22 protein-coding genes and 1 pseudogene are annotated in these 25143 nt (G+C 74.9%); 8 read left to right on the forward strand and 15 right to left on the reverse strand.

The window, feature by feature from the left end:
• Positions 1-18: 18 nt before the first annotated feature.
• The 3 genes from Sm713_RS17105 to Sm713_RS17115 form a co-directional block, all read right to left on the reverse strand.
• The gene (locus tag Sm713_RS17105) at positions 19-714 is read right to left on the reverse strand and encodes an SCO2322 family protein (RefSeq protein ID WP_374195995.1); all 696 of its coding nucleotides are present in this window, start codon (positions 712-714) and stop codon (positions 19-21) included.
• The gene (locus Sm713_RS17110) at positions 711-1973 is read right to left on the reverse strand and encodes a prenyltransferase/squalene oxidase repeat-containing protein (RefSeq protein WP_212910466.1); all 1263 of its coding nucleotides are present in this window, start codon (positions 1971-1973) and stop codon (positions 711-713) included. Before Sm713_RS17110 ends, Sm713_RS17105 begins: the two co-directional genes overlap by 4 nt.
• 269 nt (positions 1974-2242) lie before the next feature.
• Complete coding sequence (locus Sm713_RS17115; RefSeq protein WP_212910467.1) at positions 2243-2926, reverse strand: TetR family transcriptional regulator; 684 nt, start codon at positions 2924-2926, stop codon at positions 2243-2245.
• Positions 2927-3600: 674 nt separating this feature from the next.
• Between Sm713_RS17115 and Sm713_RS17120 the strand changes: the two genes are divergently transcribed.
• The 4 genes from Sm713_RS17120 to Sm713_RS17135 all read left to right on the forward strand — a co-directional run bounded on the left by Sm713_RS17120 (position 3601) and on the right by Sm713_RS17135 (position 8257).
• Positions 3601-5337 (forward strand): glycosyltransferase family 4 protein, encoded by a 1737-nt coding sequence (locus Sm713_RS17120; RefSeq protein ID WP_374195996.1) that lies wholly within the window; start codon positions 3601-3603, stop codon positions 5335-5337.
• On the forward strand, positions 5337-6077 hold the full coding sequence (locus Sm713_RS17125; protein WP_212910469.1) for a class I SAM-dependent methyltransferase: 741 nt from the start codon (positions 5337-5339) through the stop codon (positions 6075-6077). The genes Sm713_RS17120 and Sm713_RS17125 overlap by 1 nt, the downstream gene beginning before the upstream one ends.
• On the forward strand, positions 6074-7156 hold the full coding sequence (locus Sm713_RS17130) for a prenyltransferase (protein ID WP_212910470.1): 1083 nt from the start codon (positions 6074-6076) through the stop codon (positions 7154-7156). The genes Sm713_RS17125 and Sm713_RS17130 overlap by 4 nt, the downstream gene beginning before the upstream one ends.
• 84 nt (positions 7157-7240) lie before the next feature.
• Positions 7241-8257 (forward strand): peptidyl-alpha-hydroxyglycine alpha-amidating lyase family protein, encoded by a 1017-nt coding sequence (locus Sm713_RS17135; protein WP_212910471.1) that lies wholly within the window; start codon positions 7241-7243, stop codon positions 8255-8257.
• Between the two features lie 61 nt (positions 8258-8318).
• Here Sm713_RS17135 and Sm713_RS17140 read toward each other — a convergent pair whose 3' ends face one another.
• The 4 genes from Sm713_RS17140 to Sm713_RS17155 all read right to left on the reverse strand — a co-directional run bounded on the left by Sm713_RS17140 (position 8319) and on the right by Sm713_RS17155 (position 11596).
• Positions 8319-8609, reverse strand: a complete 291-nt coding sequence (locus Sm713_RS17140) for a hypothetical protein (RefSeq protein WP_212910472.1) — start codon at positions 8607-8609, stop codon at positions 8319-8321.
• Between the two features lie 190 nt (positions 8610-8799).
• Complete coding sequence (locus Sm713_RS17145) at positions 8800-9615, reverse strand: DUF5336 domain-containing protein (RefSeq protein WP_212910473.1); 816 nt, start codon at positions 9613-9615, stop codon at positions 8800-8802.
• A gap of 350 nt (positions 9616-9965) precedes the next feature.
• Positions 9966-10895: an N-acetylmuramoyl-L-alanine amidase gene (locus Sm713_RS17150; protein WP_212910474.1), complete on the reverse strand. Its 930-nt coding sequence runs from the start codon at positions 10893-10895 to the stop codon at positions 9966-9968.
• Entirely contained in the window at positions 10892-11596 is a 705-nt protein-coding gene (locus Sm713_RS17155; protein ID WP_212910475.1) for a class I SAM-dependent methyltransferase, read from the reverse strand. Before Sm713_RS17155 ends, Sm713_RS17150 begins: the two co-directional genes overlap by 4 nt.
• Positions 11597-12086: 490 nt before the next feature.
• On the opposite strand from Sm713_RS17155, the gene Sm713_RS17160 reads away from it, so the two are divergent.
• Entirely contained in the window at positions 12087-12413 is a 327-nt protein-coding gene (locus tag Sm713_RS17160) for a nuclear transport factor 2 family protein (RefSeq protein WP_212910476.1), read from the forward strand.
• Between the two features lie 219 nt (positions 12414-12632).
• On the opposite strand, the gene Sm713_RS17165 is transcribed toward Sm713_RS17160, so the two are convergent.
• Positions 12633-14621, reverse strand: coding sequence for an MFS transporter (locus tag Sm713_RS17165; protein WP_212910477.1), 1989 nt, complete (start codon positions 14619-14621; stop codon positions 12633-12635).
• Between the two features lie 483 nt (positions 14622-15104).
• Here Sm713_RS17165 and Sm713_RS17170 point away from each other — a divergent pair, with 483 nt between their 5' ends.
• Entirely contained in the window at positions 15105-16595 is a 1491-nt protein-coding gene (locus Sm713_RS17170; RefSeq protein WP_212910478.1) for an MFS transporter, read from the forward strand.
• Positions 16596-16716: 121 nt separating this feature from the next.
• Here the strand turns inward: Sm713_RS17170 and Sm713_RS17175 are convergent, their stop codons facing one another.
• Entirely contained in the window at positions 16717-17358 is a 642-nt protein-coding gene (locus Sm713_RS17175; protein ID WP_212910479.1) for a response regulator transcription factor, read from the reverse strand.
• Between the two features lie 329 nt (positions 17359-17687).
• On the opposite strand from Sm713_RS17175, the gene Sm713_RS17180 reads away from it, so the two are divergent.
• Both Sm713_RS17180 and Sm713_RS17185 read left to right on the forward strand, forming a co-directional pair.
• Positions 17688-17903 carry a hypothetical protein gene (locus Sm713_RS17180; RefSeq protein ID WP_212910480.1) on the forward strand — a complete coding sequence of 72 codons (216 nt, stop codon included), beginning with the start codon at positions 17688-17690 and terminating at the stop codon, positions 17901-17903.
• A 67-nt stretch (positions 17904-17970) separates the two neighbouring features.
• Positions 17971-18720 carry a DUF1990 family protein gene (locus Sm713_RS17185; protein ID WP_212910481.1) on the forward strand — a complete coding sequence of 250 codons (750 nt, stop codon included), beginning with the start codon at positions 17971-17973 and terminating at the stop codon, positions 18718-18720.
• On the opposite strand, the gene Sm713_RS17190 is transcribed toward Sm713_RS17185, so the two are convergent.
• From Sm713_RS17190 to Sm713_RS41695, 6 genes and pseudogenes are all read right to left on the reverse strand, one after another.
• Positions 18671-19459, reverse strand: a complete 789-nt coding sequence (locus Sm713_RS17190; RefSeq protein ID WP_249416341.1) for a DUF1990 family protein — start codon at positions 19457-19459, stop codon at positions 18671-18673. The genes Sm713_RS17185 and Sm713_RS17190 overlap by 50 nt on opposite strands.
• On the reverse strand, positions 19456-20733 hold the full coding sequence (locus tag Sm713_RS17195; RefSeq protein WP_249416342.1) for a sensor histidine kinase: 1278 nt from the start codon (positions 20731-20733) through the stop codon (positions 19456-19458). The genes Sm713_RS17190 and Sm713_RS17195 overlap by 4 nt, the downstream gene beginning before the upstream one ends.
• Before the next feature lie 133 nt (positions 20734-20866).
• Entirely contained in the window at positions 20867-21586 is a 720-nt protein-coding gene (locus Sm713_RS17200; protein ID WP_212910482.1) for an ABC transporter permease, read from the reverse strand.
• Positions 21587-21843: 257 nt separating this feature from the next.
• A pseudogene (locus tag Sm713_RS17205) lies at positions 21844-22704 on the reverse strand (ATP-binding cassette domain-containing protein); the annotation flags it as partial.
• A gap of 219 nt (positions 22705-22923) precedes the next feature.
• Positions 22924-23100: a hypothetical protein gene (locus tag Sm713_RS17210; protein WP_212910483.1), complete on the reverse strand. Its 177-nt coding sequence runs from the start codon at positions 23098-23100 to the stop codon at positions 22924-22926.
• Between the two features lie 47 nt (positions 23101-23147).
• Entirely contained in the window at positions 23148-24968 is a 1821-nt protein-coding gene (locus tag Sm713_RS41695) for a hypothetical protein (RefSeq protein ID WP_212910484.1), read from the reverse strand.
• Between the last annotated feature and the right edge of the window lie 175 nt (positions 24969-25143).

The following is a 25143-nucleotide window of genomic DNA, read 5'->3' on the forward strand; positions in this document are numbered from 1 at the left end:
GACCGTGCCACCGCCCGGTCAGCCGCGCCGCCGGCGTGACTGCCAGATGGCGGCCACGCCCAGCAGTGCCACGACGGCGATGCCCACGACGACGCCCGCCGACGGGATGTGACGGCCGCCCGAGGAGGCGTCGCCCGCAGCGGAGGGGTGTGCGCTCGCGCCGCCCGCCGGCCTGCTCACGGAGACCTGCTCGCCGCAGCCGCTCCTGGGGTAGCCGGCGATGGCGCACAGCAGGGCGTGGCTGTCGTACCGCAGCGGGCGCGCGACCGCCGCCAGCCCGTCCGCGCTCGTCGCGTCCGGGGAGAGCCGGGCGCACGCCGTACGGGGCTCAGGCGGCGTCTCGCCCGCGGGCGCGTCGGCCGCGGTGCCCGGGTCGATGACCAGCGCGACGCGCTTCGTGCCCGGCCTCGCCGGGGTCCCCTTGCAGATCGCGGCGAAGTCGTGGGCACCCCGCGGCTGCGTCGCGTCCTGGGAGTCCTCGCTCACCGCGAAACGGAACCCCTGCACATCGCCGTCCGCGGGCCGCTCCACCGACGGTCCCTGGGTGGCGTACACCCATCCGCCGCCGGACAGTTCCCAGAACGACCAGTACCGGTATCCGGCGGCCCCTGCCGGGCCCGCCCCCGCGAGGGTCCCCGCGACGAGCGCCCCGAGGAGCGCGAGGACCAGCATCAGGCGCCCACCGGCGTGGCGCGGCGCGGCCGGGGGCGTCATGGTGTGCGCCTCGTGCGGGTGCTGAGCAGCAGCCCGCCGCCGATACCGGCGACCAGGCAGACGCCGACCAGCCACCAGGTGCCGGACGAGGAGCCGCCCTTGCCGTCCCGGTCCCCGGAGCGCTCAGGGCCCGCGGCGGACGCGGGGCCTGAGGCGGGCGCCGGGCCGGTGGCGTTCAGGGCGGCGACGAGGTCGGTGCCGCCGAAGTGCCGCGGGTCGGTGCCGGCGGCGTGCGCGGCGAGGACGAGCTGGGCCCAGGCGGCGGGGCCGTTCTGCTTCGCCCAGCCGCCGGCGTGCCCGGCCAGCCACTCGGCCGACCGGTGCGCGGTGGTGCCGTGCCCCGCGGCGGCCAGGGCGACCACGGCGTCAGCGGTGTTGCCGTAGTCCGGCGCGTCCTCGGCGCCGGGCAGCGACGACACCAGGTAGGGGGTGCGGGCGAGCAGCCCGTCCAGGTAGGCGGCGCCGTTCGCGGCTGCTTGCCGTGCCGTCAGCCCGTGCGCGGCGCGGCACCCGGAGTCCTTCCCGGCCGCCTTGGAGTCCCCCGCACCCACCACGACCGTCCTGCCGAGGCCGCCCAGCACGCCCGCCGCGGTGGCGTCCGCGTTCGCCGCGAGCTTGCCCGACTTCGCGTCCCGCAGCCCGAACGCGCCCCCCTTGCCGTCCTTCCCGCAGGGCAGCGCGAGCGCGGGCAGCGCGTCGTAGGGGGACTTGCCGTCCTTGGCGGAACGGACGCCCTCCGGCCGTTGCCCGGCGGCGGCCAGCGCGCCGACGGCCAGGCCGGTGGAGTTGGCGTCGCTCGGCAGGCCCGGCGTGTAGCCCCAGCCGCCGTCCTCGTTCTGCACCGACCGGAGCCAGCGCACCGCCTTCTCCACGCGGTCCCGGTGCCCGCCCAGCGCGGCCAGCGCCTGGGCGGCGGTCGCGGTGGAGTTGCTGTCCACCGGCGTCTTCTCCGTGCAGCTCCGAGCCGGGTCGCTCCGGTACGCGGCGAAGCCGCCGTTCGGGCACTGCTGGCCGGCCAGCCAGCCGACGGCCTCCGCCGCGGGGCGCACCCCCGCGGTGTGCTGCGCCAGCAGCGCGTACGACTGGCGGAACACACCGTCGTACGTGGGGTCCCCGGCGCCGTACAGACCTGCCGGCAGCGCGGGTGTGGCGGAGGGGGCACCGGACGGGCCGGCGTCGTCCGCGACGGCGGCCCCGGCGGTTGGCAGCGCGGTCATCATGACGGCGGCCAGAACCGCCACCCTGCGGCGCACGTTCATCTCGGCGGGTGCCCCTCCCTGCGAAGAGCCGGGCGCTCGGGGCACTACGGCACCCGGGCGGCTCCGGCTCGGTGGATCTGGACGGTGCCGGCCGGCCGGAGAGCCGGTGGCACCAGCCGGTCACGGCGGGCGGGGAGCCCGCCGCACCGCCGCGCTGAGCGCGGTCCCGCCCGCCCTGGGCGAGGCCGTGCGCTCGGGGAGCGCTCGGCGGCCGATGTGCACCGGCGCCCCCTCACCCGGTGTGAGGACTGTGAGGACGATGTATCACTCTACCGGCCGGGTCCCCCCGCACCCCCGGGCGGCGCCTGCCGGGGCGGTCCGGGCGGGGTGGAAGCCGTCGGGTGCAGCAGCCGGCAGACCGTCTCCAGGTCGGTCCGGACCTGGACCGTCGCGGCCCGCCCCGAGAGCCAGGCGATCAGGGCCGCGTGCCAGGTGTGCTCGACGACCCGGACCGCCGAGAGCAGGCCGGGCGACTCGTCCCGCTCCGGGCCCACCGCGTCCAGGATGATCGCGGTGGTCCTGCGGTACACCTGGTCGACCTCGGCGTTGACCGAACGGTCCGCGAACGTCAGCGCGCGGACCATGGCGTCGGCGAGGTGCGGCTCGCGCTGCAACGCTCCGAAGGCCCGCATCAGGGTCTCCGCGACCCGCTCCGCGGGACTCCCGCCGCCGGGCGGGCGCTTGCGGAGGGTGTCGTGCAACTGGTCGAGGCGGTCCTGCATGGTCGCCACCAGCAGGTGCACCTTGGACGGGAAGTAGCGGTAGAGGGTGCCGAGCGCCACTTCGGACTCCTCGGCGACCTCGCGCATCTGGACCGCGTCGAAGCCGCCCCGGCTTGCCAGCCGGGCGCTGGCGGTGAGGATGCGGCGGCGCCGCTCCGCCTGCCGCTCCGTCAGGGGCGGGGACATCGGGGTGTGCACCGCGTGCACCGCGTGTTCTGCCTCCGCTGTCATGTGTATTGCTCCGTGCCGGTCCTGACGGTCATCCGGGCGCTCGGTCTTCGGGGCCGGACATGTGCATCGCCCAACGTATCGGCCGGGGTTCGCCCCAAGGGGCGAGGGGATCCGGGGGGTGCTTTCCGTAGGCGGTGGGGTGCGGGTTCGTCGTGGCCGATTGCGCAGTTCCCCGCGCCCCTTGTTGGCGCTTCGCGCCCTTCTCCGGGGGCCGTAGCTACTGGTTTCGCCCCAGGGGCTGGCGGATTGGGGTGGCCGCTTGCTGCCGGTGGCGGAGTGCGGGTCCGTCTGGGCTGGTCGCGCAGTTCCCCGCGCCCCTCATCGGGCGCTTCGCGCCCATGGTCGGGCGCGGAGCGCCCCGGCAGGGGCGCGGGGTGGGGGTACCTCCCACGCCCTCAAGGCAGCGGGGGAGCGACCAGCCACAAACGACCGGTGGTCCGGAACCGGCGGGAACCGCCCCGTCGGGACGGTGGGCCGCAGGAACCGTTCCGGTACCCGCCGCCGTCGGCTACCCGAACCCGACAGGGTTCCGTGGCGTGGATCACCGCCGCCGGCCCTCTCCCAGCAAGCTACTTGCCGGTAGATTTGGCCCCGACGATCAAGTTTGAAACTTGTTCTAGATCACCGCCCACGCGTAGTGTCGCCGTTGGAATGCCATGAGAAGGGGGCCAGGAGTGACCGCTGAGGCCGACAGGGCGGGGCTTTCGGCGTCCGGCGGAGCCGGGGGTGCGGCGCCCGGGCCGGGCCGTGCGGCGGACGGCGAACGGCCGCTGCGCATCGCGCTCCTCTCCTACAAGGGCAACCCGTACTGCGGCGGCCAGGGCGTCTACGTCCGCCACCTCTCGCGCGAACTCGCCCGCCTCGGCCACCGGGTGGAGGTCATCGGCGCCCAGCCGTACCCCGTGCTCGACGTGCTGGACGGGACCGGCGGCGTGCCCGGTCCGGTCCTCACCGAGCTGCCCAGCCTCGACCTGTACCGCCAGCCCGATCCGTTCCGCACCCCGGCCCGCGAGGAGTACCGGGACTGGATCGACGTGCTGGAGGTGGCGACGATGAAGACGGGCGGCTTCCCCGAGCCGCTGACCTTCTCCCTGCGCGCCGGCCGCCACCTGCGTGCCCGCCGCGGCGACTTCGACGTCGTGCACGACAACCAGACCCTCGGCTACGGCCTGCTGGGCGACCTCGGCGCCCCGCTGGTCACCACGATCCACCACCCCATCACCGTCGACCGCCGCCTGGAACTGGACGCCGCGGAGAGCAGGCTGCGCCGGGTGTCGGTGCGCCGCTGGTACGCGTTCACGCGGATGCAGGGCCGGGTCGCGCGCCGGCTGCCGTCCCTGCTGACCGTCTCCGGCTCCTCCCGGCAGGAGATCGTCGAGCACCTGCGGGTCCGCCCGGAGCGGATCGGCGTGGTCCACATCGGCGCCGACACCGACCGCTTCTCGCCCGACCCCTCGGTGCCGCGGACGCCGGGCCGGATCGTGACCACCTCCAGCGCGGACGTGCCGCTCAAGGGCCTCGTGCACCTGGTCGAGGCGCTCGCCGAGGTCCGCGCCGCGCACCCCGCGGCCCATCTCGTCGTGGTCGGCAAGCGCCCCGAGGACGGGCCGGTCGCGGCGGCCGTCGAACGGCACGGCCTGGCCGGCGCCGTCAGCTTCGTCAAGGGCATCTCGGACGAGGAGCTGGTCGACCTGATCCGCGGCTCCCAGGTCGCCTGCGTGCCCTCGCTGTACGAGGGGTTCTCGCTGCCCGCCGCGGAGGCGATGGCGACCGGCACCCCCCTGGTGGCCACCACCGGTGGCGCCATACCGGAGGTGGCGGGGCCGGACGGCGAGACCTGCCTCGCCGTGCCGCCGGGTGACGCCAAGGCGCTCGCGGCGGCACTCGGCCGCCTGCTCGCCGACGGCGAACTCCGCGCCAGGCTGGGCGCCGCGGGCCGCGCCCGTGTGCTGGACCGTTTCACCTGGGCACGCGCCGCGCAGGGCACCGCCGAGCGCTACCGCGAGGCGATCGACCGCGCGGCCGCCGAACGCCCGGCCACCGACCCCGCGTCCACCGGCCGAGCGTCCACCGGGCGAGCGTCCACGGGGCGCCCGCCCAACCGCCCGCACGCGCCGGCCGCCACCGCCCCCGAGCGGGCAGCGCCCGAGCGGCCCGCCGTTCCCGCCCTGGCACCTGCCGGCCCGTCTCCCGTTCCCGCTACGGCGCCCGCCGGCCCGGCCGCCGTTCCCGCCGCCGCGACCGTCCTCCCCGCCGCCGCGACCGTCCTCCCCGCGTCCGCGACCGTTCCCGCCGCGGTGGCCTCCCAGTCCGTCGCCGCCCCCGCCGGTGCACCGGGCACCGCCGTCCACTCCGACACCGACCCCGGGCGCCCCGCGGCCACCGGGACCCCCACCGGGAGCAACCACTGATGCTGACCGTCGACTTCACCCGCTTCCCGCTCGCCGCGGGCGACCGCGTGCTGGACCTGGGCTGCGGCGCGGGGCGGCACGCCTTCGAGTGCTACCGGCGCGGCGGGCGCGTGGTGGCCCTCGACCGCAGCGGCGACGAGGTCCGCGAGGTCGCCAAGTGGTTCGCGGCGATGCAGGAGGCGGGAGAGGCCCCGGCGGGCGCCACGGCCACCGCCATGCAGGGCGACGCGCTCGCGCTGCCGTTCCCCGACGAGTCGTTCGACGCGGTGATCGTCTCCGAGGTGATGGAGCACATCCCGGACGACAAGGGGGTGCTCGCCGAGATGGTGCGGGTGCTGCGGCCCGGCGGCCGGATCGCCGTCACCGTCCCCAGGTACGGCCCCGAGAAGGTCTGCTGGGCGCTCAGCGACGCCTACCACGAGGTGGAGGGCGGCCACATCCGCATCTACCGGGGCGACGAACTGCTGGCGAGGATCCGCGAGGCCGGCCTCGCGCCCTACGGCACCCACCACGCGCACGCCCTGCACTCCCCGTACTGGTGGTTGAAGTGCGCGTTCGGGGTCGACAATGACAAGGCTCTGCCGGTGCGCGCGTACCACAAGCTCCTCGTCTGGGACATCATGAAGAAGCCGCGCGCGACCCGGTACGCCGAGCAGCTGCTCAACCCCGTCGTCGGCAAGAGCTTCGTCGCCTACGCCACCAAGCCGCACCTGCCCGGCACCGGGGCGTCCGCGGAGTGAGGCGACCCGAGAGGACCGGGCGCCTGGTGCTGTCCGGGGTGCTCACCGGCCGGCAGGCCGCCGCCACCGTGCGGGCCATCCTCGGCGCCCAGCGCCCGGACGGCGCCATACCGTGGTTCCGCGGCCACCATCTCGACCCCTGGGACCACACCGAGGCGGCCATGGCCCTGGACGCGGCGGGCGAGCACGAGGCCGCCGCCCGCGCCTACGACTGGCTCGCGCGGCACCAGAACGAGGACGGCTCCTGGTACGCCGCCTACGCCGACGGCGACGCGGCCGAGGTGACGGACCGCGGCCGGGAGACCAACTTCTGCGCCTATCCCGCCGTCGGCGTCTGGCACCACTACCTGGCCACCGGCGACGAACGGTTCCTGGACCGCATGTGGCCGATGGTGCGCGCCGCGGTCACCTTCGTGCTGGGCCTGCAGCAGCCCGGCGGGCAGATCGGCTGGAAGCGGGAACCGGACGGCACCCCGTGCACGGACGCGCTGCTCACCGGCTCCGCCTCCGTCCACCACGCCCTGCGGTGCGCGCTCGCCCTCGCGGGACAGCGCCGCGAGCCGCAGCCGGACTGGGAGCTGGCGGTGGGCGCGCTCCGGCACGCGGTGCGCAGCCACCCCGAGCTGTTCCTGGACAAGGACCGCTACTCGATGGACTGGTACTACCCGGTCCTCGGCGGCGTGCTGACCGGCGCCGAGGCAAGGTCCCGCATCGCGCAGGACTGGGACCGCTTCGTCGTGCCCGGCCTGGGGGTGCGCTGCGTGGTGCCCAACCCGTGGGTGACCGGCGGCGAGTCCGCCGAGCTGGCGCTCGCGCTGTGGGCGGCGGGCGAGCCGGACCGCGCCGCCACGGTCCTGCGGTCCATCCAGCACCTGCGCGACCCCGCCTCCGGCCTGTACTGGACCGGGTACGTCTACGCCGACGATGCGGTGTGGCCCGAGGAGCTGACCACCTGGACCGCCGGCGCGCTGCTGCTCGCCGTGGCCGCGCTCGGCGGCGACGAGGCGACCCGCGCGGTGTTCGGCGGCGCGGACCTGCCGCGGGGACTCGACCCGGAGTGCTGCACGCAGGGCGTCTGAGCCCGGCCCCGTCCCGCCGGCGGGGCAACTCGGGCGCCACCCGCTCGCGTTATGATGCCCGGCCTGTCTGCCCAGGGAGCATCGATGGCCGTTGGACCGGCGACCGGCGACACCGTCTACGAACCCGTCCCCTACTGGGCGAGGATCCCGCACGGCATCTGGCTGCGGGAGGCCACCTCCGTCGCGGTCGACTCGGACGACCGGGTCTACGTCTTCAACCGAGGCAACATGCCCGTCCTCGTCCTCGACCGCGACGGCGACCTCGTCGACATGTGGGGCAACGACACCCCGTTCGACGGCACGGAACGCGTCGAGGACCCGTACGGGAACACGCTGCACCGCTGGAGGGGCTGCCGGTTCCTGCGCCCGCACGCCGTCACGGTCGACCACGAGGACAACCTCTGGCTCGTCGACGACATCGGCAACCGCGTCACCAAGACCGACCGGAAGGGCCGGACGCTCCTCACCCTCGGCACCGGCCGCCCCACCGGCTTCCACAGCGGAGACCCCTTCAACCGCCCCACGGACGTGGCCGTCTCACCGGCCACCGGAGACGTCTTCGTGTCGGACGGCTACGGCAACTCGCGCGTCCACCGCTACGACGCGTCCGGCGCCCTGCGCACCTCCTGGGGCGCGCCCGGTACCGATCCCGGCGAGTTCAGCCTGCCGCACGGCGTGGCCGTGCTCGGGGACGGCGGAGTGATCGTCTGCGACCGCGAGAACCACCGCGTCCAGGTCTTCTCGCGGGACGGGGAGTTCAGGACGTCGTGGCACGCGCACCGGGCCGTCGCCGTCTGTGTGGGCCGCGGCGCTGACACCGGCGTCTACGTCGCCGAGCAGGGCCCGCCGCCGGTCCAGCACGGGGTGCCGAACGTCGGCCACAAGATCCAGATCTACGACCCCTCGGGCCGCCGGATCACCCGGTTCGGCGCCGCGCTGCCGGGGGAGGCACCTGATCGTTTCAACTGGCTGCACAGCATCGCCGTCGACTCCGAGGGCAGCGTCTACGCCGCGGAGGTCTCCTACGTGGAGGTCGGCAGCAAGCTGACGCCACCGCGGGAGATGGTGAGCCTGCGCAAGTGGCGCCGGGTGCGGGGCTGACCGTGGCCCCGGGCGGCCGCTCGGCGGCCGCCCGGGCGCACGGATCGGCACCGGTGCCGGATCAGTTCCGGTGCAGGCGGTGGGCCACCGCGTGGCCGACGAGGAGGTAGACGACGGCGGCCAGGCCGTAGCCGGCGACCACGCGCTCCCATGCCTCGTCGAAGGTGAACAGGTCGTGCGACCAGCCCGCGAGCCAGTTCGCCGCGTTGCGGACGGCGTGCACCAGGTCGTTGCCCGGGTTCGCGTCCAACAGGTACATCAGGATCCACAGGCCGAGTATGAAGGCGAGGACGTCGGCGACGACCGCGACGACCGTGCCGGCCTGGGCTGAGCCGTTGCGTGATCGAGACATGTACATGAGGGTTGCCCGTCGCCTCTGCCCAAAACCTTGACACCGGCCGGCACCAGGCTCCGCCGTTCCGCTCCCGGCCGCCCGGGCAGCAGAACGGCCCCCGTCCGCGAGGGACGAGGGCCGGTCCTGCCTTCGGCGGGACGCCGGGCGCCGACGGGAGCGATCCGTGGTGCGCAGGCCGGGATCCGGCTCAGCCGCGCTGGATGCCCGTGGTGTCCTGAAGCACGCCGCGGCGGCCGTCCTGCGTCTGCGCCACGAGGCCGGAGCCGCGCTGCTCGACGGCCAGGTACCAGGTGCCGGGTGCGAGTTCGGCGATCGGGGCGCCCGAGGCGTCCTCCGCGTACAGCGGACGCTGCACCGGCACCGCGAACCAGAACGGCGAGAAGTCACCGCCGGGCCCCGTGCCCTGCGCCTGCTGCTGCGGGGCTCCCCCCTGCTGCGGTACCGGCTGCGCACCGTACGGGCCGGGCTGGCCCTGCCCCGGCTGGCTGCCGTACGACGGCTGCGGGGCGCCCGCGCCCGGGTAGCCGTATCCGCCGCCCTGCTGCTGCACGCCGCCGTAGGGGGCGCTGACCGTGCGCGGGGCGCCCTTGAGCGGAGCCTGGAGCTGGGCGACGAGCGGGGTGGCGACCGCCGCGGCGGCGAGGATCAGGGCGGCGATCAGGCCGAGGACGAGGCCGGCGCCGGCGCTCGTGCCGTTGAGGTCGACGATCGTCCAGAACATCACCCACGCCGACATGACGGTGAACGCGGTGCCGATCTGATGCAGCTCCAGGCCCGCGACCTTCCGCGGCTGGGGCTGGGCGCGGTTGACGACGATCAGCGCCGCGCCGATGACTCCGCCCATGTAGACACCGAGACCGGCGCCGAGCGAGTCCCAGGCGGTGGGTGCGCTGCCGGGGTAGCCCGAGGGCACCGAGAAGTAGTCGAGGAACGAGGCGATGAACAGCAACACCGCTGCACCGATCACCACGCCGTCGCCTCGCTTGAGGGAGCGGAAATTCACTTCAGGTCCTTCGTCAGTCGTCTCATCGGTCGCTGGTGGGCGTCGCTGTCGCTCGTCGCTCGCGGTGGCAGGTCGCTTAGGGGTCCTTGCACTATGCCCGCCCGGGTCGCGCGGCCTGGCACCGCACCTCGCCGCGTTGCCGAAAAGCCCTGGTAGCTCTGCTACGAGGACTCTCCGGCGCCTTGCGATGCACGGCACCAGACCACGCGCCCTATCGGACGCTCATAGTGCAAGGACCCCTAAGGACCGCGGTGGCCGCGGGGTGCGAAGCGCGGGGGTGGCCCCCCAATCTCGGGGCGACACTATCGTCATCCCGGGGGAGGTGTCTGCCTGGTCATGGGCTTGTGACCTCACACGTGCAGGAAACTCATGATTCCTTCAGCAATGCCCCGGGCCGCCTTCTCCTGCCAGGCGCCGTCCGTGACGTTCGCGGCGTCCCGGGAATCGCGCATGTTGCCGCACTCGATGAACACCTTCGGCACCCGGGAGAGGGTCAGACCACCGAGGTCGCTGCGCACGTCGAGGCCGCTGCCGCCACTGATGTAGTTGGCCGGGGCGCTGCCGGTGGCCTGCGCGAAATGTGTCTTGACCTGCTCCCCGAGCTTCCGCGAGGGCCCGGCGATCGCACGGGTGTCCGCGCCTGCACGGTGCACCGCGGCGGGCAGGATGACGTGGAAGCCGCGGTCGCCCGCGGGGGCGCCGTCGGCGTGGATGGAGATCGCGGCGTCCGCGTGGGCGTCGTTGCCGATGCGGGCCCGCTCGTCGACGCAGGGTCCCCACGGGCGGTCGCCGTCCTGCGTCAGGACGACCTTGGCGCCCTGCCGCTCCAGCAGCGCCCGCACCCGCCTGGAGACCTCCAGGGTGAAGCGCGCCTCGGGGTAGCCGGCGTTGGTGGCCGTGCCGGTGGTGTCGCACTCCTTCCGCTCCGTGCCGATGTCGACCTTGCGGTTGATCTCGGCGGTGTGCAGGTGGTTGCCGGGGTTGTGTCCCGGGTCGATCACCACGACCTTGCCCGCGAGCGGTCGCCCGTCCGCGCGCCCGGCGGACCTCCCGCCCCGGGCGGAGGGCTGCCCCGAGGGGGTCCCGCCGGCGGAGGCACCCGGCGGGCCCTGCGCGGCCCCGCCGCCCCCGCCCGAACCGCCGTCCAGGCCCTGCCAGACCAGCCAGCCCACCAGGGCGGCCGGCACCAGCGCGGCCAGCGCGACGGTCAGCGGACCGCGCGGCACCCGGCGGCGCGGGCTCTCACCCTCGATCCCGTACGGGTCGTGGCCGAAGCTCATGAACGGCACGCTCCCGGCTCCGCGCCACCGGTCCTCGGGGGGCCGGTCCTGCGCAGCACCCGCAGCGAGCCCGTCACGGACACCTCGTCGAACGCGCCCGAATCCAGCGCCCTGCGGTAGATGCGGTACGGGGCCTGGCCGCCGTCCGCGGGATCCGGGAACACGTCGTGGATCACCAGCAGACCGCCCTGTGCGACGAGCGGTGCCCAGCCCTCGTAGTCGCCCGTCGCGTGCTCGTCGGTGTGGCCGCCGTCGACGAAGACGAGGCCGAGCGGCTGCCGCCAGAGCCGGGCGACCGCGGGGGAGCGGCCGACGACGGCCACCACGTGCTCCTCCAGACCCGCCTTGGCGAGCGTCCGCCGGAACGCGGGCAGGGTGTCCATCCGGCCCACCTCGGGGTCGACCAGCTCCGGGTCGTGGTACTCCCAGCCGGGCTGCTGCTCCTCGCTGCCGCGGTGGTGGTCGACCGTGACCGCGGTGACACCGGCGTCCCGGGCCGCCGCGGCGAGCAGCAGGGTGGAACGGCCGCAGTACGTGCCGACCTCCAGCAGCGGCAGGCCCAGCCGCGCGGCCGTGCACGCCGCCGCGTAGAGGGCGAGCCCCTCGTCGCGCGGCATGAAGCCCTTCGCGGCCTCGAAGGCCGCGAGCACCTCCGGCGCGGGCGCCTGCCGCTCGACGACCGGCGTCTGCTCGGCGGCCATGAGTCCTCCGCTCGGATCGTGAGGTGTGCACCGGGCGATGCGCCTGGTGCGCAGGCCCCGGCGCCCATGCTGCCGTACGGCGCCGCCGCCGGGGGCGGCGGGGGCGTAACGGATGGTAACGAGTCCGGCCGGCGCACGGGCCGGACGGTGTCCGGTGGAACCCCCGCCAAGGAACGACCTCAGTGCCGGACACCACCGGTCGGAGTGCTCGGAGCGCAGGGCGCGGTGGGCGCGTGCGGGAGCCGGGAGCCGGGAGCCGGGGGTCGGGAGCCGGGGGTCGGGAGCTGGGAGCCGGGAGGCGACGGCGACGGCGAGGTGTTCCGGCCGCGCCGGCACACCGGATGCGATCATTCGCGTGCGGCCGAAGCTTCCGGAGCGCCGCCCGCGGGCCCGCCGTGCTCCGCCGGCGCCGCTGCCGTGCTCCGTCCGCGCCCTGAACGCGTTCCACTGCACCCACGTTCCGTTCCATCGGCACCACCGGGAGACACCCATGGCCACCGCAGCCCTGCCCGCCCCCGTCCGGCGCGCCCTCGACGCGGCGAACAACGGCGACACCGACGCGTTCCTCGCGGTCTTCACGGAGGACGGTGCCGTGAACGACTGGGGGCGCGAGTTCCGCGGCGGCGATGCCATCCGGGGCTGGAGCGACGCCGAGTTCATCGGCAAGCAGGTCACCCTCGACGTGACCGGGACCCGTGCCGACGGCGACACCGTCACCGTCAGCGCCCAGGTCGGCGGCAGCGGCTTCAACGGGCCCTCGGACTTCGCGTTCACGGTCGCGGGGGACCGGGTGAGCCTGATGCGGATCACGGGCTGACACCGGGGCCGCGCGTCACGGCGCAGCACATTCCGGCTGCGACGGAAGCGCGTCCGCTACGACGGATTGCGCACTGGCCACGATGATGCGCACCGAAGGGAATTCTGCCGCACGCGCCACCGCGCGGCCGTCCGGGCATGGCGAAGGCCCCGGGCCCCCCTTCGAGGGGCGACCCGGGGCCTTCGCGCCGGAGTTCGGGCCGGCGTCACACCGGGGATCTCACGCCCCGGCGTGCGGCCGCTCCAGGGCGGGCTCGGGCTCCGTGCGCGGACCCGGGACCAGGGCAGGAAGGGTCAGCGTGACGGACATCGGGCGGCCCGGACCGGAGTACGTGGCCGCGGAGGCGCGCGGTGCGTGGCCCGCGGCCCGTGCGGCGAGCACGTACGAGCCGACGTCCGGCACGGCGAGGGCGAAGCGTCCCTCCGCGTCCGTGAAGGCGGCGCCGGCCTGCCGGCCGCGGCTGTCGATCAGCGTGACCTTCGCACGCGCCACCGGCGAACCGGCGGCGTCCAGCACCCGGCCGTAGCAACCGCCGCCCTGGACCGCGGCGGGGGCCTTCGTGAGGACGGCCGTGGCGGTCGTACCGATCGCCGGCTCGGCGACAGCGGAGGCGACGGCGGTCGCCGGCTCGGCCGCGAGCGGCGCCGCTGTGGCGGGGGCGCCGGCCTGCTGGGCATCGGGCGTGTCCTGCTCCGACTCCGCGCGCAGGTGTCCGGCCGCGGGCGCCCGCCGGCGCGACGGCAGGAACAGCGCGAACACCAGACCGCCGGCGACCGCGGCCGTGGCGATCAGGAACGACACCCGGAAGCCGTGCAGCGTCGGTACCGCGATCCCATCGGGCGTGAGGTTCGCGGTGCGGGCCAGCACCATGCCGATGACGGCGCTGGAGACCGAGGTGCCGATGGAGCGCATCAGAGTGTTGAGGCCGTTGGCCGCGCCGGTCTCCGAGGGGTCCACCGCGCCGATGATCAGTGCCGGCAGCGAGGAGTAGGCGAGACCGATGCCCGCGCCGACCACCACCGAGATGACGATGGTCTGCCAGGGGGCGCTCATGAGGCCGAGTCCGGCGCCGTACCCGATGCCGATGACCAGCATGCCGAGCAGCAGCGAGACCTTGGGGCCGTAGACCCGGGAGAGCTTGGCGTAGAGCGGAGCCGTCAGCATCATCGTCAGCCCGAGCGGGGCCACGCAGAGGCCGGCGACCACCATCGACTGGCCCAGGCCGTAACCCGTGGCCTTGGGCAGCTGGAGGAGCTGGGGGAGCACCAAAGAGATGGCGTAGAAGGCGACGCCGACCATGATCGAGGTGAGGTTGGTGAGCAGCACCTCGCGGCGCGCGGAGGTGCGCAGGTCGACCAGCGGGGCCTTGAGGCGCAGCTCTATCAGGCCCCACACCAGCAGGACCAGCACCGCGGCGCCGAACAGGACGAGGGTGGTGGGCGAGCCCCAGCCCCAGTCGCTGCCCTTGGTGATGGGCAGCAGCAGGAGGATCAGGCCGCCGGACAGGCCGAGGGCGCCGAACAGGTCGAAGCTGCCGCGGGCGCGCACCCGGGACTCCGGCACCACCAGCATCGTCAGCAGGATCGCCACCACGCCGAGCGCGGCGGCCGTGAAGAACAGCGCGTGCCAGTCCAGGTGCTGGGCGACCAGCGCGGCACCCGGCAGCGCGAGACCGCCGCCGACGCCGATCGAGGAGCTCATCAGCGCCATGGCGCTCGCCAGCCGCTCGCGCGGCAGCTCGTCGCGCATCAGGCCGATGCCGAGCGGGATCGCGCCCATCGCGAAGCCCTGGAGCGCCCGGCCGCCGATCATGACCAGGAGCTGGTCGGTGAAGCCGCAGATCAGGGAGCCGATCACCATGACGGCGAGGCTGGCGAGCAGCATGCGCCGCTTGCCGTAGAGGTCGCCGAGGCGGCCCATGATCGGGGTGGCCACCGCGCCGGCGAGCAGCGTGGAGGTCATGACCCAGGTGGCGTTGCTCGGCGAGGTGCTGAGCAGGGTCGGCAGATCCTTGATGACCGGCACGAGCAGCGTCTGCATCACGGCGACCGTGATGCCGGCGAAGGCGAGGACGGGGACGATGCCGCCGCTGCGGTCACGGTGCTTCTCGGGGTCCTCCGGCAGTCCGGAACCCCCGGGAACCCCGGACGCGCGAACGGCGGTCTCCTGGGCCGCCGTCGCTGGGTGCTGGTCGGTCGTCTGGGTCATTCTGTGCGGCCTCCAGGGCGGAGTGAGAGGGGATTGCGTCTGGGTGTTGCTTCGGACTCGCTGGTCGTCAGCCGTCCGTCATCAGCCATCGGTTCCGTGCGTCCATCAGTCGTCAGCGGTGCGTCGTCGGTGGCTGCGGCCTTCCGGCGGCAGCGGGTGGTACGGGCACCCTGGGGCGCCGCGCTTCCTGAAGCCGGGCGGCACCGCCGCCGTGCGAACGCGGGCCGGGTCGGTCGTGCGTGGCGCGATGGCGGCACGCTGTGCCGAGGCCGGGGCCGTGCGGCAGTACGACGGTTCCCAACTCACCCGGGGCGGGGAGTATTCCAAGGAATATCCTATGAACATCAATCTTGACCTGTCCGTGACCTGTGAGACGGGGCCGGGCGCACCGGGCCGGCGGGCGCGGCCGGACAGGCCCTGGTCCCATGGGACCAGCACCGGTGCGGCGAATTCCCGATGCACGGCGGGCCGGGCGCTGCGACGATGGCCCCCATGTCCCCAGCCGCCGCGCCTCCCGAGCCCCCCGCCCGCCGCACTCCGGTGCCCACCTGGCTGGTGGTGCTCACCACCTGCGCGGGGCAGTTCCTCGTCGTGCTCGACGTCTCCGTGGTCAATGTGGCGCTGCCCTCGATGCGGACGGACCTCGGGCTGAGCGCGCCCGGCCTGCAATGGGTCGTCAACGCCTACTCGATCGCCTTCGCCGGCTTCATGCTGCTCGGCGGCCGGGCCGGTGACGTCTTCGGCCGCAAGCGCACGTTCCTGATGGGCCTCGCGCTCTTCACGCTCGCCTCGCTCGCGGGCGGCGTCGCCCAGGAGGGCTGGCAACTGCTGGCCGCCCGCGCCGTGCAGGGCCTGGGTGCCGCGGTGCTGGCTCCCGCCACGCTGACGATCCTCACCTCCGCGGTCGCCGAAGGCCCGGCACGCGCGCGTGCGATAGCCACCTGGAGCGCGGTGGGCGGGGGCGGCGGCGCCGCGGGCGGCCTGGTCGGCGGTGTGCTCACCGAGGCGCTGTCCTGGCGGTGGGTGCTCCTGATCAACGTGCCGATCGGCGCGCTGGTGCTGACCGCCGCGGTCCGCTGGGTGGCCGAGAGCAGGTCCACCGCCGGGCGCCGGCTCGACCTGCTGGGCGCGGTGCTGGTCACCGCGGGCGCGGCCGTGCTCGCCTACGGCATCGTGGAGACCGAGGCCTCGGGGTGGACCTCCGCGCGGACGCTGGCCCCACTGGTCGCGGGGCCGCTGCTGCTGGCCGTCTTCCTGCTGGTGGAGGCGCGCACCCGGGCCCCGCTGATGCCGCTGAAGCTGTTCCGGCTGCGCCCCGTGGCCGCCGCCAACGTCGCCATGTTCATCGGCGGCGCCGGAATGATGTGCATGTGGTTTCTGATGACCCTGTACGCACAGAATGTCCTGGGTTACGGCCCGTTGGGGGCCGGGATCGCGCTTGTCCCCAGCTCGGTGAGCATCATGGCGGGTTCCAAGACCGCCCCGCGTCTGATGCCCCGTCTCGGCGCCAGGAACGTGGCGGTGCTCGGCATCCTCGTCGCCATGGTGGGCTTCGCCTGGCAGTCGACGATGCGTGCGGACGGCGGCTACGTCATGTCGATCCTGCTGCCGGGCATCGTGATGATGCTCGGTGCCGGCCTCGCGACGACACCGCTCGCCTCGCTCGCCACCTCGGGCGTCGACCCGGGGGACGCGGGCCTGGTGTCCGGCCTGGTCAACACCTCGCGCACCCTCGGCGGCGCGCTCGGGCTCGCCGTGCTGTCCACGGTGGCCGCGTCCCGCACGGCGGCAGTCGGCGACGGCACCGGCCCCGCGGCGCTCACCGCGGGCTACGCCCTGGCCTTCCGGTGCGCGACCGTCATCCTGGCCGCCGCGGTCGTCGTCATGGTGCTGTGGATGCCCCGGGAGACCCGCCGGCCGAGACCGGTGCTCGTCGAGCCGGACGCCGAACAGGCGGCGCAGCGCCAGCACTGAGCGCGGCGGGCCGGCCACCGCGGGGGCCGTGCATCAGGTGCGGGCGGCTCGTCCGTGAGGTCCGTGGGCGGCACGGGGCCGGTGACGACGTCCATGCGGTGATGACGCGGCAGCGGGGGCCTCAGAGCCACCCCTGCTGCCGTGCCTCGCGCACCGCCTCCATGCGGTTGCGCGTGCCGGTCTTGCCGATGGCCGACGAGAGGTAGTTGCGCACCGTCGACTCCGACAGGCCCACCTTCCCGGCGATGTCCGCGACCGTCGCGCCGTCCGCCGACGCGACGAGCACCTCGCGCTCGCGGGGCGTCAGCGGGTTGGGTCCGGCGGTGAGCGCCGCGGCCGCCAGTGCCGGATCGACGACCGTCTCGCCGGCGAGCACCCGCCGGATCGCCGCCGCCAGCTCCTCCACGGGCCCGTCCTTGACGAGGAAGCCGGCCGCGCCCGCGTCCATGGCCCGCCGCAGGTACCCCGGCCGCCCGAACGTCGTCAGGATCAGCACGCGGCACTCGGGGCACCGCCGGCGCAGCTCCGCCGCCGCGTCCAGGCCGCTGCACCCGGGCAGCTCGATGTCGAGCAGGGCGACGTCGGGGCGCGTGCTCAGCGCCGTCGGCACGATCGCGTCCCCCGTGGCCACCTGCGCGACGACCTCCAGGTCGTCCTCCAGGCCGAGCAGCAGGGCCAGTGCGCCGCGCATCATCCCCTGGTCCTCGGCGAGCAGCACCCTCGTACGTGTCACACCGGAGTCCCCGGACGGCTGCGCGGTCATGCGCAAGAGGGTACGTTCCGGCCGCGGAGCCGGAGCCGCGCGGTCAGGGTCCGGCACCGTGCGGTCAGGTGCGGCGCCGTGCGGTCAGGTGCGGTCAGGTCCGGCGCCGTGCGGTCCGGCTCGGCCCGCTACAAGGTGACTCCCGGCGGGCGGCCCCCGCCGAGTGGTCCCGGGCGGGCGGTCCCGGCCGCGCGGTGGGCCGTCCGGCGGCGGGCGCGCGCCATGCGGACATATCTGGCCTATGCTCCTCATATTGGAAGAATCCGTCCCGGCCGGTGGAGCGAACGGCGGCGGACGGGCCGTGCGCGGAGGTTGCCCGGGGAGGTCGTATGCCGGTCGCTGAGGTCCTGCACCGGGCCGGGCTGCGCCGTGTCCACCTCGAACTCGCCTCGCTGGGCTCGGTGGTCCTCTGCATCGGGTTCTGGACCCGGGCGAAGGGCTACGACCAGGACGAGCGCGGCAACGCCGAGCGCCGGGCGCTCTTCGTCGGCCTGTGGCCGCCCATGTTCTGGCTGATCGGCCAGAACATGGCGGAGTACGAGTAGCCTCCGGCGACCCGCGTCGTGTGCGTGCCGCCCCGCGGTGACCGGCGCCCGCCACCGAGGGGGCCGCATGCTGCGTGAACGGCGCCTGTACCGCGCCGGTGCGGCCGAGGCCCTGGAGGCGCTGGCCCGGCTCGACGTGAACTACGCGCCACCGCCCGGGCCGCTGCCGTACTGGAACGCGGGCTGGAGCCTGGACGCGCTGCGCTGCCCGGTCGCCAGGGAGCCGTCCGGCGACCCGGTGCCCGGTGGTGCCTGGCAGATCGCCTGCCGGCTGGTGCGCGACTTCCAGTTCGTGGAGCCGCGCATCCTGCGTGCCCTGTACCGGCCCGGCGATCCGCTGCCCGGCCGGAACATGCTGCTGGAGGGCCGCTTCCTGGGGCTCCGCTTCGACATGGGCGTCCGGGTGACGTCGGTGGTCGACGGTACCTTCGGCACCGGCACCGCGGCCCGGCGCGTCTGGGGCTGGACGTACCGGACACTCCAGGGCCACCTGGAGGAGGGCGACCTGACCTATCTCGTCGTCAAGCACCTGGCCACCGGAGACGTCGAGTTCCGCATCAGCGGCCGATCGCGCCGGGCCCCGATCGCGAACCCCGTCGTCAGGCTCGGCTTCGAGGCGTTCGGCAGGGCGACCCAGCACCGGTTCCTGCGGGCGGCCGCGCGGCGCCTCGTGCTGCTGGTGCGGGCCGAACTGCGCGGCGCACCGGTCCTCGGCGTGGAGCGGGTGCCCGGCGACGAGTCCCTCGCCATCGCCCCCGCCCTGCCGCTCAGCAGCCCCGCGCGGCGAGGCAGACCGGCTCGGGCACGGCGCGCGTGACGACGGTGACCCCGCCCCGGCTGCGGCCGCCGGAGAACCGGGCCGTGCGCAGGCAGAAGTGCACCCACATGTTGAACTGGATCTCCTTGGCCATCCGCAGCCTGCTGTACAGCAGGTCCGCCCACCGGTCGCCGCCGCGCGCCCAGGTCTCCACCTCGAAGACCAGGCACCCGCGGTCGCTCGCGGTACGGAACTCGATCTGCCCGGCCTCCAGGTGCCCCGTGAGGGTGGCGAGCCGCAGGGAGGTGGCGTCGCGGTGCACCACCCGCACCGGACCGTCCCAGGGCCCCGGCATCTGCACCCGGTACTCGTCCGCCACCTGGGCGGTGCCGGGCACGCCGGCCGTCTTGTGGAAGACGGCGGCGGCGGACGGGGCCGCGCGGTTCACGTCCGCCGCCACGGCGGACATCAGCGACTCGGGCGTCATCCCGCTGCCCTCGATGCGCACCGAGAACCGCCGGTGGAACATCGGCCCCGCGCCGTCCGCCAGCAGCTTGCTGCGCTCGTCGACCAGCTCCGCGGGCAGCGGCGGCGGCAGGTCGCCACGGTCGCCCTCGGTCTCGGTGCGGTGCAGCGCCGTGACCCGCCAGACGTAGCGCCAGGACACCAGCGCGATGCCGGCGGGGAAGCGGAGCAGCACGCCCACCCGGCGCCGGATCGTCAGCCGCCGGGGCCGCCGGGTCCGGGGAGCGTGGAAAGCCTCCTGGGGCCGCGGCCGGGCGGCGCGCGGTGCGCTCACGCCTTCAGGATGACACCGGTCCCCGGATCCCGCCCGGCGGCCGGAGCGGGATCGGACGCCGGCTCGACGGGGAGTTCGGCGGTCACCAGGAAACCGCCGCGCGGGCCGCGGCCCGCAGTCAGGGAGCCGCCCGCGGCCGCCAGCCGCTCGGTGAGCCCCTTCAGCCCGGTGCCGCCGACCGTCCGCCCGGTGGTCCCGTCCGGCACCACGGCGGCCGCGGGACCCCGGCCGTTGTCCAGGACGCCCAGGCGCAGCCGCTCCCCGCTGCCGGCCACGGTGATCTCGCAGCGGTCCGCGCGGCTGTGCCGGACCACGTTGGTGACCGCCTCGCGCACCACCCAGCCGAGCAGGGCCTCCTGCTGGGCGGTGAGCGGGGGGCCCGACCTGGTGACCACGGGTTCGACACCGGCGGCCCCCAGGGCGGAGCGCGCGCGGTCCAGCTCCGTGCTGAGGCTGCCCTCCCGGTAGCCGGTGACGGCCTCGCGGATCTCCGTGAGCGCCTGGCGGCCCACCGACTCGATGTCGGTGACATGGGCCAGCGCCGCGTCCAGGTCGCGCGGTGCGACCCGGCGCGCCGCCTCCGCCTTGACCACGACGACCGAGAGCGTGTGGCCCAGCAGGTCGTGCAGGTCGCGCGAGAACCGCAGGCGTTCGCGCTCCACCGCCGTGCGCGCCAGCTCCTCACGGGTGGCGCGCAGCTCCTTGACGGTCTCGGAGAGCGCCAGGATCGCCGCGGTCACCATCCCCGAGATGAACGTGCCGTAGGCGTACTCGATGGCGTCCCAGCCGATCCTGACCGCCGCGGTCGCACCGGCGAGGACGGTGATGCCGAAGACCACCCGTGCCATGGCCCGGCCGCGCAGCACCGCGCCGCCGGCCAGGGCGAGGAGCGGGAGGAACACCAGCCAGCTACCGCCGTACCCGGCCGCGAGACCGAAGGCGGCCACGGCCATCACGGCCAGCATCCAGCGGGTGCACCGCGCCTCCCGCTTGGCCTTGTCGAAGGCACGGAAGACCACGACCGAGTAGAGCGAGTTGAAGACGGCCAGACCCAGCCCGGCGAGCCACGGCAGGGGAGTGCCGCCGTGCACCAGGCTCGACACCGACCCCAGCCCCACCAGCAGCCACGGCAGCAGCGCGAACCCGTTGGGCGGGCCCGGCTGGCCGTCCCCGCCCCATGCCCGCCGCTCCCGCCGGCGGCGCAGCCGCCCGGCGGCCTTGACCCCCGCGGCGGCCGAGCGGGCCGCGGAGGTCATGTCGTTCTTCCAGGACATCGAGGTCTCCTGTCACCTGTCACACCGCTGGGATCGGGTGGGCGGCCCGGCGGGCCCCGGCCCGGTGTACGCACACCGTCGCGGGCCCGCCGGACGTGCCGGACGCGCTGGTCCGGGCCCCCGACCCCTGCGTTCACACCGTGCGGGCGGACTTGCGGTAGGCAAGCACAGCGTACGAGCCGAAGGCCAGCAGCCAGAGGGCCAGCACGGCGACCGTCCCGAACGTGGGCGCGGTCCCGTCCGTCGCCGACACCCCGAGCGCCGCGAACCGGTTGGTCGGGGTGAACGAGGACAGCGAGCGCAGCCAGCCGGGGAACTCGTCCACCGGGAACCACAGGCCCCCCACGATGGAGAGCCCCAGGTTGCACGCCACGTTCACCACGCCCGTGGTCTGCGCCGTCAGCCGGTAGCCGTTGGCGATCCCGAGCAGGGTGAACGGGAAGGCTCCGAGCCAGAGCAGCGCGGTGACCAGCGCCCACTGCCAGGCCGCCATCCGCACCCCGTTGACCAGGCCGCCCGCCAGCAGCACCGCGACGATCGCGGGCAGCACGATGACCGAACCGGTCAGCGCCCGGCCGACCACCACGCTCCGCGGCCGCATCGGCGTGACCCGCAGTTGCCGCAGCCACCCGATCGACTTGTCCTCGGCGACGCCGGTGCCGGTGCTCAGCGCCGCGCCGAGCGCGCCGTACGCCGCCATGCCGACCATCGACGCCGTCTTCCACGTGCCGTCGGAGCCGTCGCCGATGTTGGTGAAGAGCAGGTACATCAGCACCGGCATGCCGATGCCGAAGATCACGAATCCGGTGTCGCGCATGGCTCTGCGGATCTCCAGGACCAGGTAGTCGAGCATCACACCGTCTCCTTCGCGGTACCGGCTGCGGCTGCGGCATCGGCTGTGGCGGCGGGGGCCGCATCGGTATCGGTTGCGGCGGCGGAGACCGCATCGGCGTCAGCATCCGCATCGGCTTCGGCGGCGGAGACCGCGTCAGCGTCCGCGTCCGCGTCCGCATCGGCTTCGGCGGCCGGGTCCGCCACCGTGTGGGCCGGGCTCCCGGCCGGGCGCTGCCCGGCGGACGGCACGGCGCCGTCCGTGCCGCTCCCGCCGGAGGAGGTGAGCGCGAGGAACGCGGTTTCCAGGGAGGCGGCGGTGACCTCCAGACCGCGTATCGCGCCCCGTTCGGCCAGTGCGATCACCGTGGCGTCGGAGTCGTCGGAGCGCAGGTGCGCCCGCCCGTCGCGGACCTCCGAGGCCGTCACGCCGGGCAGCTCCGCCAGGCCCTCGGTGCCGGCGCCCGCCAGGTCGAACGAGACGAGGTTGCCGCCCGCGGCCCGCTTCAGCTCCTCGCCGGAGCCGTCCGCCACGATCCGGCCGTGGTCGATGACCACGATCCGGTCGGCGTGCTCGTCGGCCTCCTCCAGGTAGTGCGTGGAGAAGAGCACGGTGTGGCCGCGCCGCGCGTAGGCCCGCATCGACGTCCAGAACGCCCGCCTGGCCTCCACGTCCAGTGCGGCCGTCGGCTCGTCGAGCACGATCAGCGCGGGATCGCCGACCAGGGCCACGGCGAACCTGACCCGCTGCGTCTGTCCCCCCGACAGCCGGTCCACGCGCCGCCCGGCCAGCTCGGTGATGCCCGCGAGCCCCAGGGCCTCGGCGACGGGCATCGGCGCCGGGTACTGCCGGCCGACGAAGGTGAGCAGCTCCCGGACGGTGACCCGGCGCACCGGCCGCCCGTCCTGGAGCATCGCCCCCACCAGCCCGGACTGCACGGCGCGCTCGGGCCGATCGCCGAAGAGAAGCACGGTGCCCGTGTCAGGGTCGTTCAGCCCGAGCAGCAGCGAGATGGCGGTGGACTTGCCGGCGCCGTTGCGGCCGAGCAGTGCCACGGTCTCGCCGCGTCCGATCTCCAGGTCGATGCCGTCGACCGCCCGTATGGCGCCGAAGGTCTTGACCGCCCCCGTGAAGGACACCGCGGGAGCCGCGCCTCGGGAGGCGGCGGCGCCGGCGGTGCCTGATGTCGTCATCATGCCCATGACTGTAGAAAGCGGGTGCCGGCGTCGAGTAGATGCGCACGTACCGATTCCCATAGGACAAATGTCCCGGGTCCGGGAGCGGGGGACGGAGGGCGGAAAACGCGGAGGCCCGGCACCATCTGCATGGTGCCGGGCCTTCGCTGCCGTGGGCGGAGGTCAGGCCGCGTTGGCCGTGTCCTCCTGGCCGGACTGCTTGCGGTGACGGCCGTGGGGGGCCGCCTCCTCGTCGTGTGCGGACACCTGGCCGCGATGCCTGCCCGGCCCGGTGGGCTGGTCGGCTTCGCGGGGCCAGGCCGTCGGCCGGGAAGTGGCGTCCGTACTGGCTTCGGTCATCGGAAGGTCACCCCGTCACAAGATCCTTACGGTGTAGCCGGAAGAGTCTAACCAGCGGCTCTCCGGCCGAGAGAAGGGGCCTCCCCCAAAGGGGTTCCTTGCCGGGCATACTGCGGGCCACTTTGCAAGGGGGCCTCCTGCAACGGGACCGGACGGAACGCGCCGCGCGGGCTCGGCACGCCCCCGGGCACGCCCAGCCGGTTCCGCTCCGGGGGCGCGGCCGCATCCGCCGTGCCGCCCGGAACGTCGCGGTACACCGGACGCGGTCCGATCCCGCCTGCCAGCGGTCCGCCCCCGCCCGCCAGCGGTCCGCCCCCGCTTGCGAGCGATCCGACTCCATCGGGCAGCGGTCCGCGCCCGACTGACGGAGCGCCTGGGAGCGTGCCGGTTCCGTCCGGCACCGGCTCGCCCCGACCCGCCAGTGGCCTGCGCGCACCCGCCGGCGGCCTGCTCGGAGCCGGGAGCGGCCCGCTCCCGGCCGCCGGCCGTCCCCCGCCGAACCGCGGTCCGGGCAGCGCCCCGGGGACGGCGCCGGGTACCGCGGCCGGCCTGGCGCCGTCCGGCGCCGATGCCGGGACGGCCCGTACCCACGCGCCGGCCACGGCCCGCGCGCCCGTCCTGGTGTCGGCCGCCGTGCCGCGTGCCGTGCGGGACGGCGGCCGGCCCGGGCCGGGGCCCGGCGGGGGAGCGGGGAGCCGCGCGAGGCCGCACGGCACCGTGCCCGTGGCATACGGCAGGTGCAGCATGCCCTCGCGGGTCCAGGCCCCGCATCCGGTCAGCCAGCCCTCGGGGGCCGGGACGTGGTGCAGGGTGCGCTCCCCGGGGCGCCACATGCCGAGCCAGGTGCCCGCGGCCCCGTCGATGCGCAGCGCGACGGCGCACCGCTCCGGGGTCAGCGCGAGACCGGGCTGGATGGCGAACGGCGTGATCGCGCAGTCCGGCAGCCGCAGGCACTCGGGGAAGCGCACCGGGAGCGTGCCGCCCAGCACTCCCCAGGCCAGCCGCTCGTGGCCCGGCGACGGCGCGTCCGAGCGGATCAGCAGCAGGCCGCTGTCCGGGTCGGCGAGCAGCAGCCGGTCGGTGCTGCCCTCGGTGATCTCCAGCAGCGGCGACACCTCGCCGCCGCGCCTGAGGTCCACCGTCACGGTCTTGGTCCGCCCCTCGTGCTCCTGGTCGACGGCGAGCAGCCGGCCGGTGCGCTCCAGCCAGGCACCGCCCGTGCACCGGCCGGGCAGTTCGGCGACCGCCCGAGGCGAGGAGAAGCCGCCCGCGACCAGCCAGACCGCCGTCGAGCGCGCCCCGACGGCCAGCGCGTACGCGCGCCGCCCGCCGGGCGGCGGCGGCAGCAGCCGTACCGCGGCGCAGCCCAGGTCCCCGGGAGCGTCCGGGGCCACCGGGCAGTCCATCGAGCCCAGCGGGATCTCGCGCGTGCCGGGGCTGGTGGGATGCAGCAGGGCGAAGACGTGCCGGTGGCCGTGGGTGCGGTGGATGAGCACCCGTCCGTCCCCCATGGGCAGCACCTCGCTGGTCTGCTGCTCGGGCCTGCGGGCGGGCAGCGCCACCCGGTACGGCTCGGGGCCGTCCAGTGTCCAGCGCTCCGGGAACCACTGCGGTCCGCTCCCGCTGCCGGGCGCGCCCGCACCGGGCGCCCGCCCGTCCGGCGCGAGCGCGCTCGGGCGCCGCTCCGGTCCGCCGCGCGTGTATCCGTCCCGCGCGACCTCGATCCGCTGGAAGCCGTCCCGTACGGGACCGCCCCGTACGAGCCGCGCCGCGTAGGTCCCGTCCGCGGAGAGCGTGCACTCCACGGACGGCCGGCGGAACGGTTTGTCGTCGCTCCCGGCCGAGGCCTCGGTGGCACAGATAGTCATTGCTCGGTCACCTCCGGTGACAGAAGCTACGTTTTTCTCGCCGCCGCCGGGCCGCTCGACCGAGGTCCTTTCACACGGACGGGTGGGAGTCTCATGTTTCCTGGGCAAAGGCCCTCATTCCTGTGCTGCACGACGCCCCGGTCCTCGGGCCGGAGCGCGGCGGGGCCGGGTGCGG

The organism is Streptomyces sp. TS71-3, assembly GCF_018327685.1.
Classification (GTDB): Bacteria; Actinomycetota; Actinomycetes; order Streptomycetales; family Streptomycetaceae; genus Streptomyces.

Coding starts and splice junctions, on each gene's coding strand:
- Sm713_RS17150 (WP_212910474.1), bottom strand. CDS start 10,895: ATGAGCTTCGGCCACGACCCGTACGGGATCGAGGGTGAGAGCCCGCGC.
- Sm713_RS17185 (WP_212910481.1), top strand. CDS start 17,971: ATGCTGCGTGAACGGCGCCTGTACCGCGCCGGTGCGGCCGAGGCCCTG.
- Sm713_RS17125 (WP_212910469.1), top strand. CDS start 5,337: ATGCTGACCGTCGACTTCACCCGCTTCCCGCTCGCCGCGGGCGACCGC.
- Sm713_RS17175 (WP_212910479.1), bottom strand. CDS start 17,358: ATGACCGCGCAGCCGTCCGGGGACTCCGGTGTGACACGTACGAGGGTG.
- Sm713_RS17110 (WP_212910466.1), bottom strand. CDS start 1,973: ATGAACGTGCGCCGCAGGGTGGCGGTTCTGGCCGCCGTCATGATGACC.
- Sm713_RS17200 (WP_212910482.1), bottom strand. CDS start 21,586: ATGCTCGACTACCTGGTCCTGGAGATCCGCAGAGCCATGCGCGACACC.
- Sm713_RS17210 (WP_212910483.1), bottom strand. CDS start 23,100: ATGACCGAAGCCAGTACGGACGCCACTTCCCGGCCGACGGCCTGGCCC.
- Sm713_RS17115 (WP_212910467.1), bottom strand. CDS start 2,926: ATGACAGCGGAGGCAGAACACGCGGTGCACGCGGTGCACACCCCGATG.
- Sm713_RS17140 (WP_212910472.1), bottom strand. CDS start 8,609: ATGTCTCGATCACGCAACGGCTCAGCCCAGGCCGGCACGGTCGTCGCG.
- Sm713_RS17195 (WP_249416342.1), bottom strand. CDS start 20,733: ATGTCCTGGAAGAACGACATGACCTCCGCGGCCCGCTCGGCCGCCGCG.
- Sm713_RS17160 (WP_212910476.1), top strand. CDS start 12,087: ATGGCCACCGCAGCCCTGCCCGCCCCCGTCCGGCGCGCCCTCGACGCG.
- Sm713_RS17155 (WP_212910475.1), bottom strand. CDS start 11,596: ATGGCCGCCGAGCAGACGCCGGTCGTCGAGCGGCAGGCGCCCGCGCCG.
- Sm713_RS41695 (WP_212910484.1), bottom strand. CDS start 24,968: ATGACTATCTGTGCCACCGAGGCCTCGGCCGGGAGCGACGACAAACCG.
- Sm713_RS17165 (WP_212910477.1), bottom strand. CDS start 14,621: ATGACCCAGACGACCGACCAGCACCCAGCGACGGCGGCCCAGGAGACC.
- Sm713_RS17105 (WP_374195995.1), bottom strand. CDS start 714: ATGACGCCCCCGGCCGCGCCGCGCCACGCCGGTGGGCGCCTGATGCTG.
- Sm713_RS17135 (WP_212910471.1), top strand. CDS start 7,241: ATGGCCGTTGGACCGGCGACCGGCGACACCGTCTACGAACCCGTCCCC.
- Sm713_RS17180 (WP_212910480.1), top strand. CDS start 17,688: ATGCCGGTCGCTGAGGTCCTGCACCGGGCCGGGCTGCGCCGTGTCCAC.
- Sm713_RS17170 (WP_212910478.1), top strand. CDS start 15,105: ATGGCCCCCATGTCCCCAGCCGCCGCGCCTCCCGAGCCCCCCGCCCGC.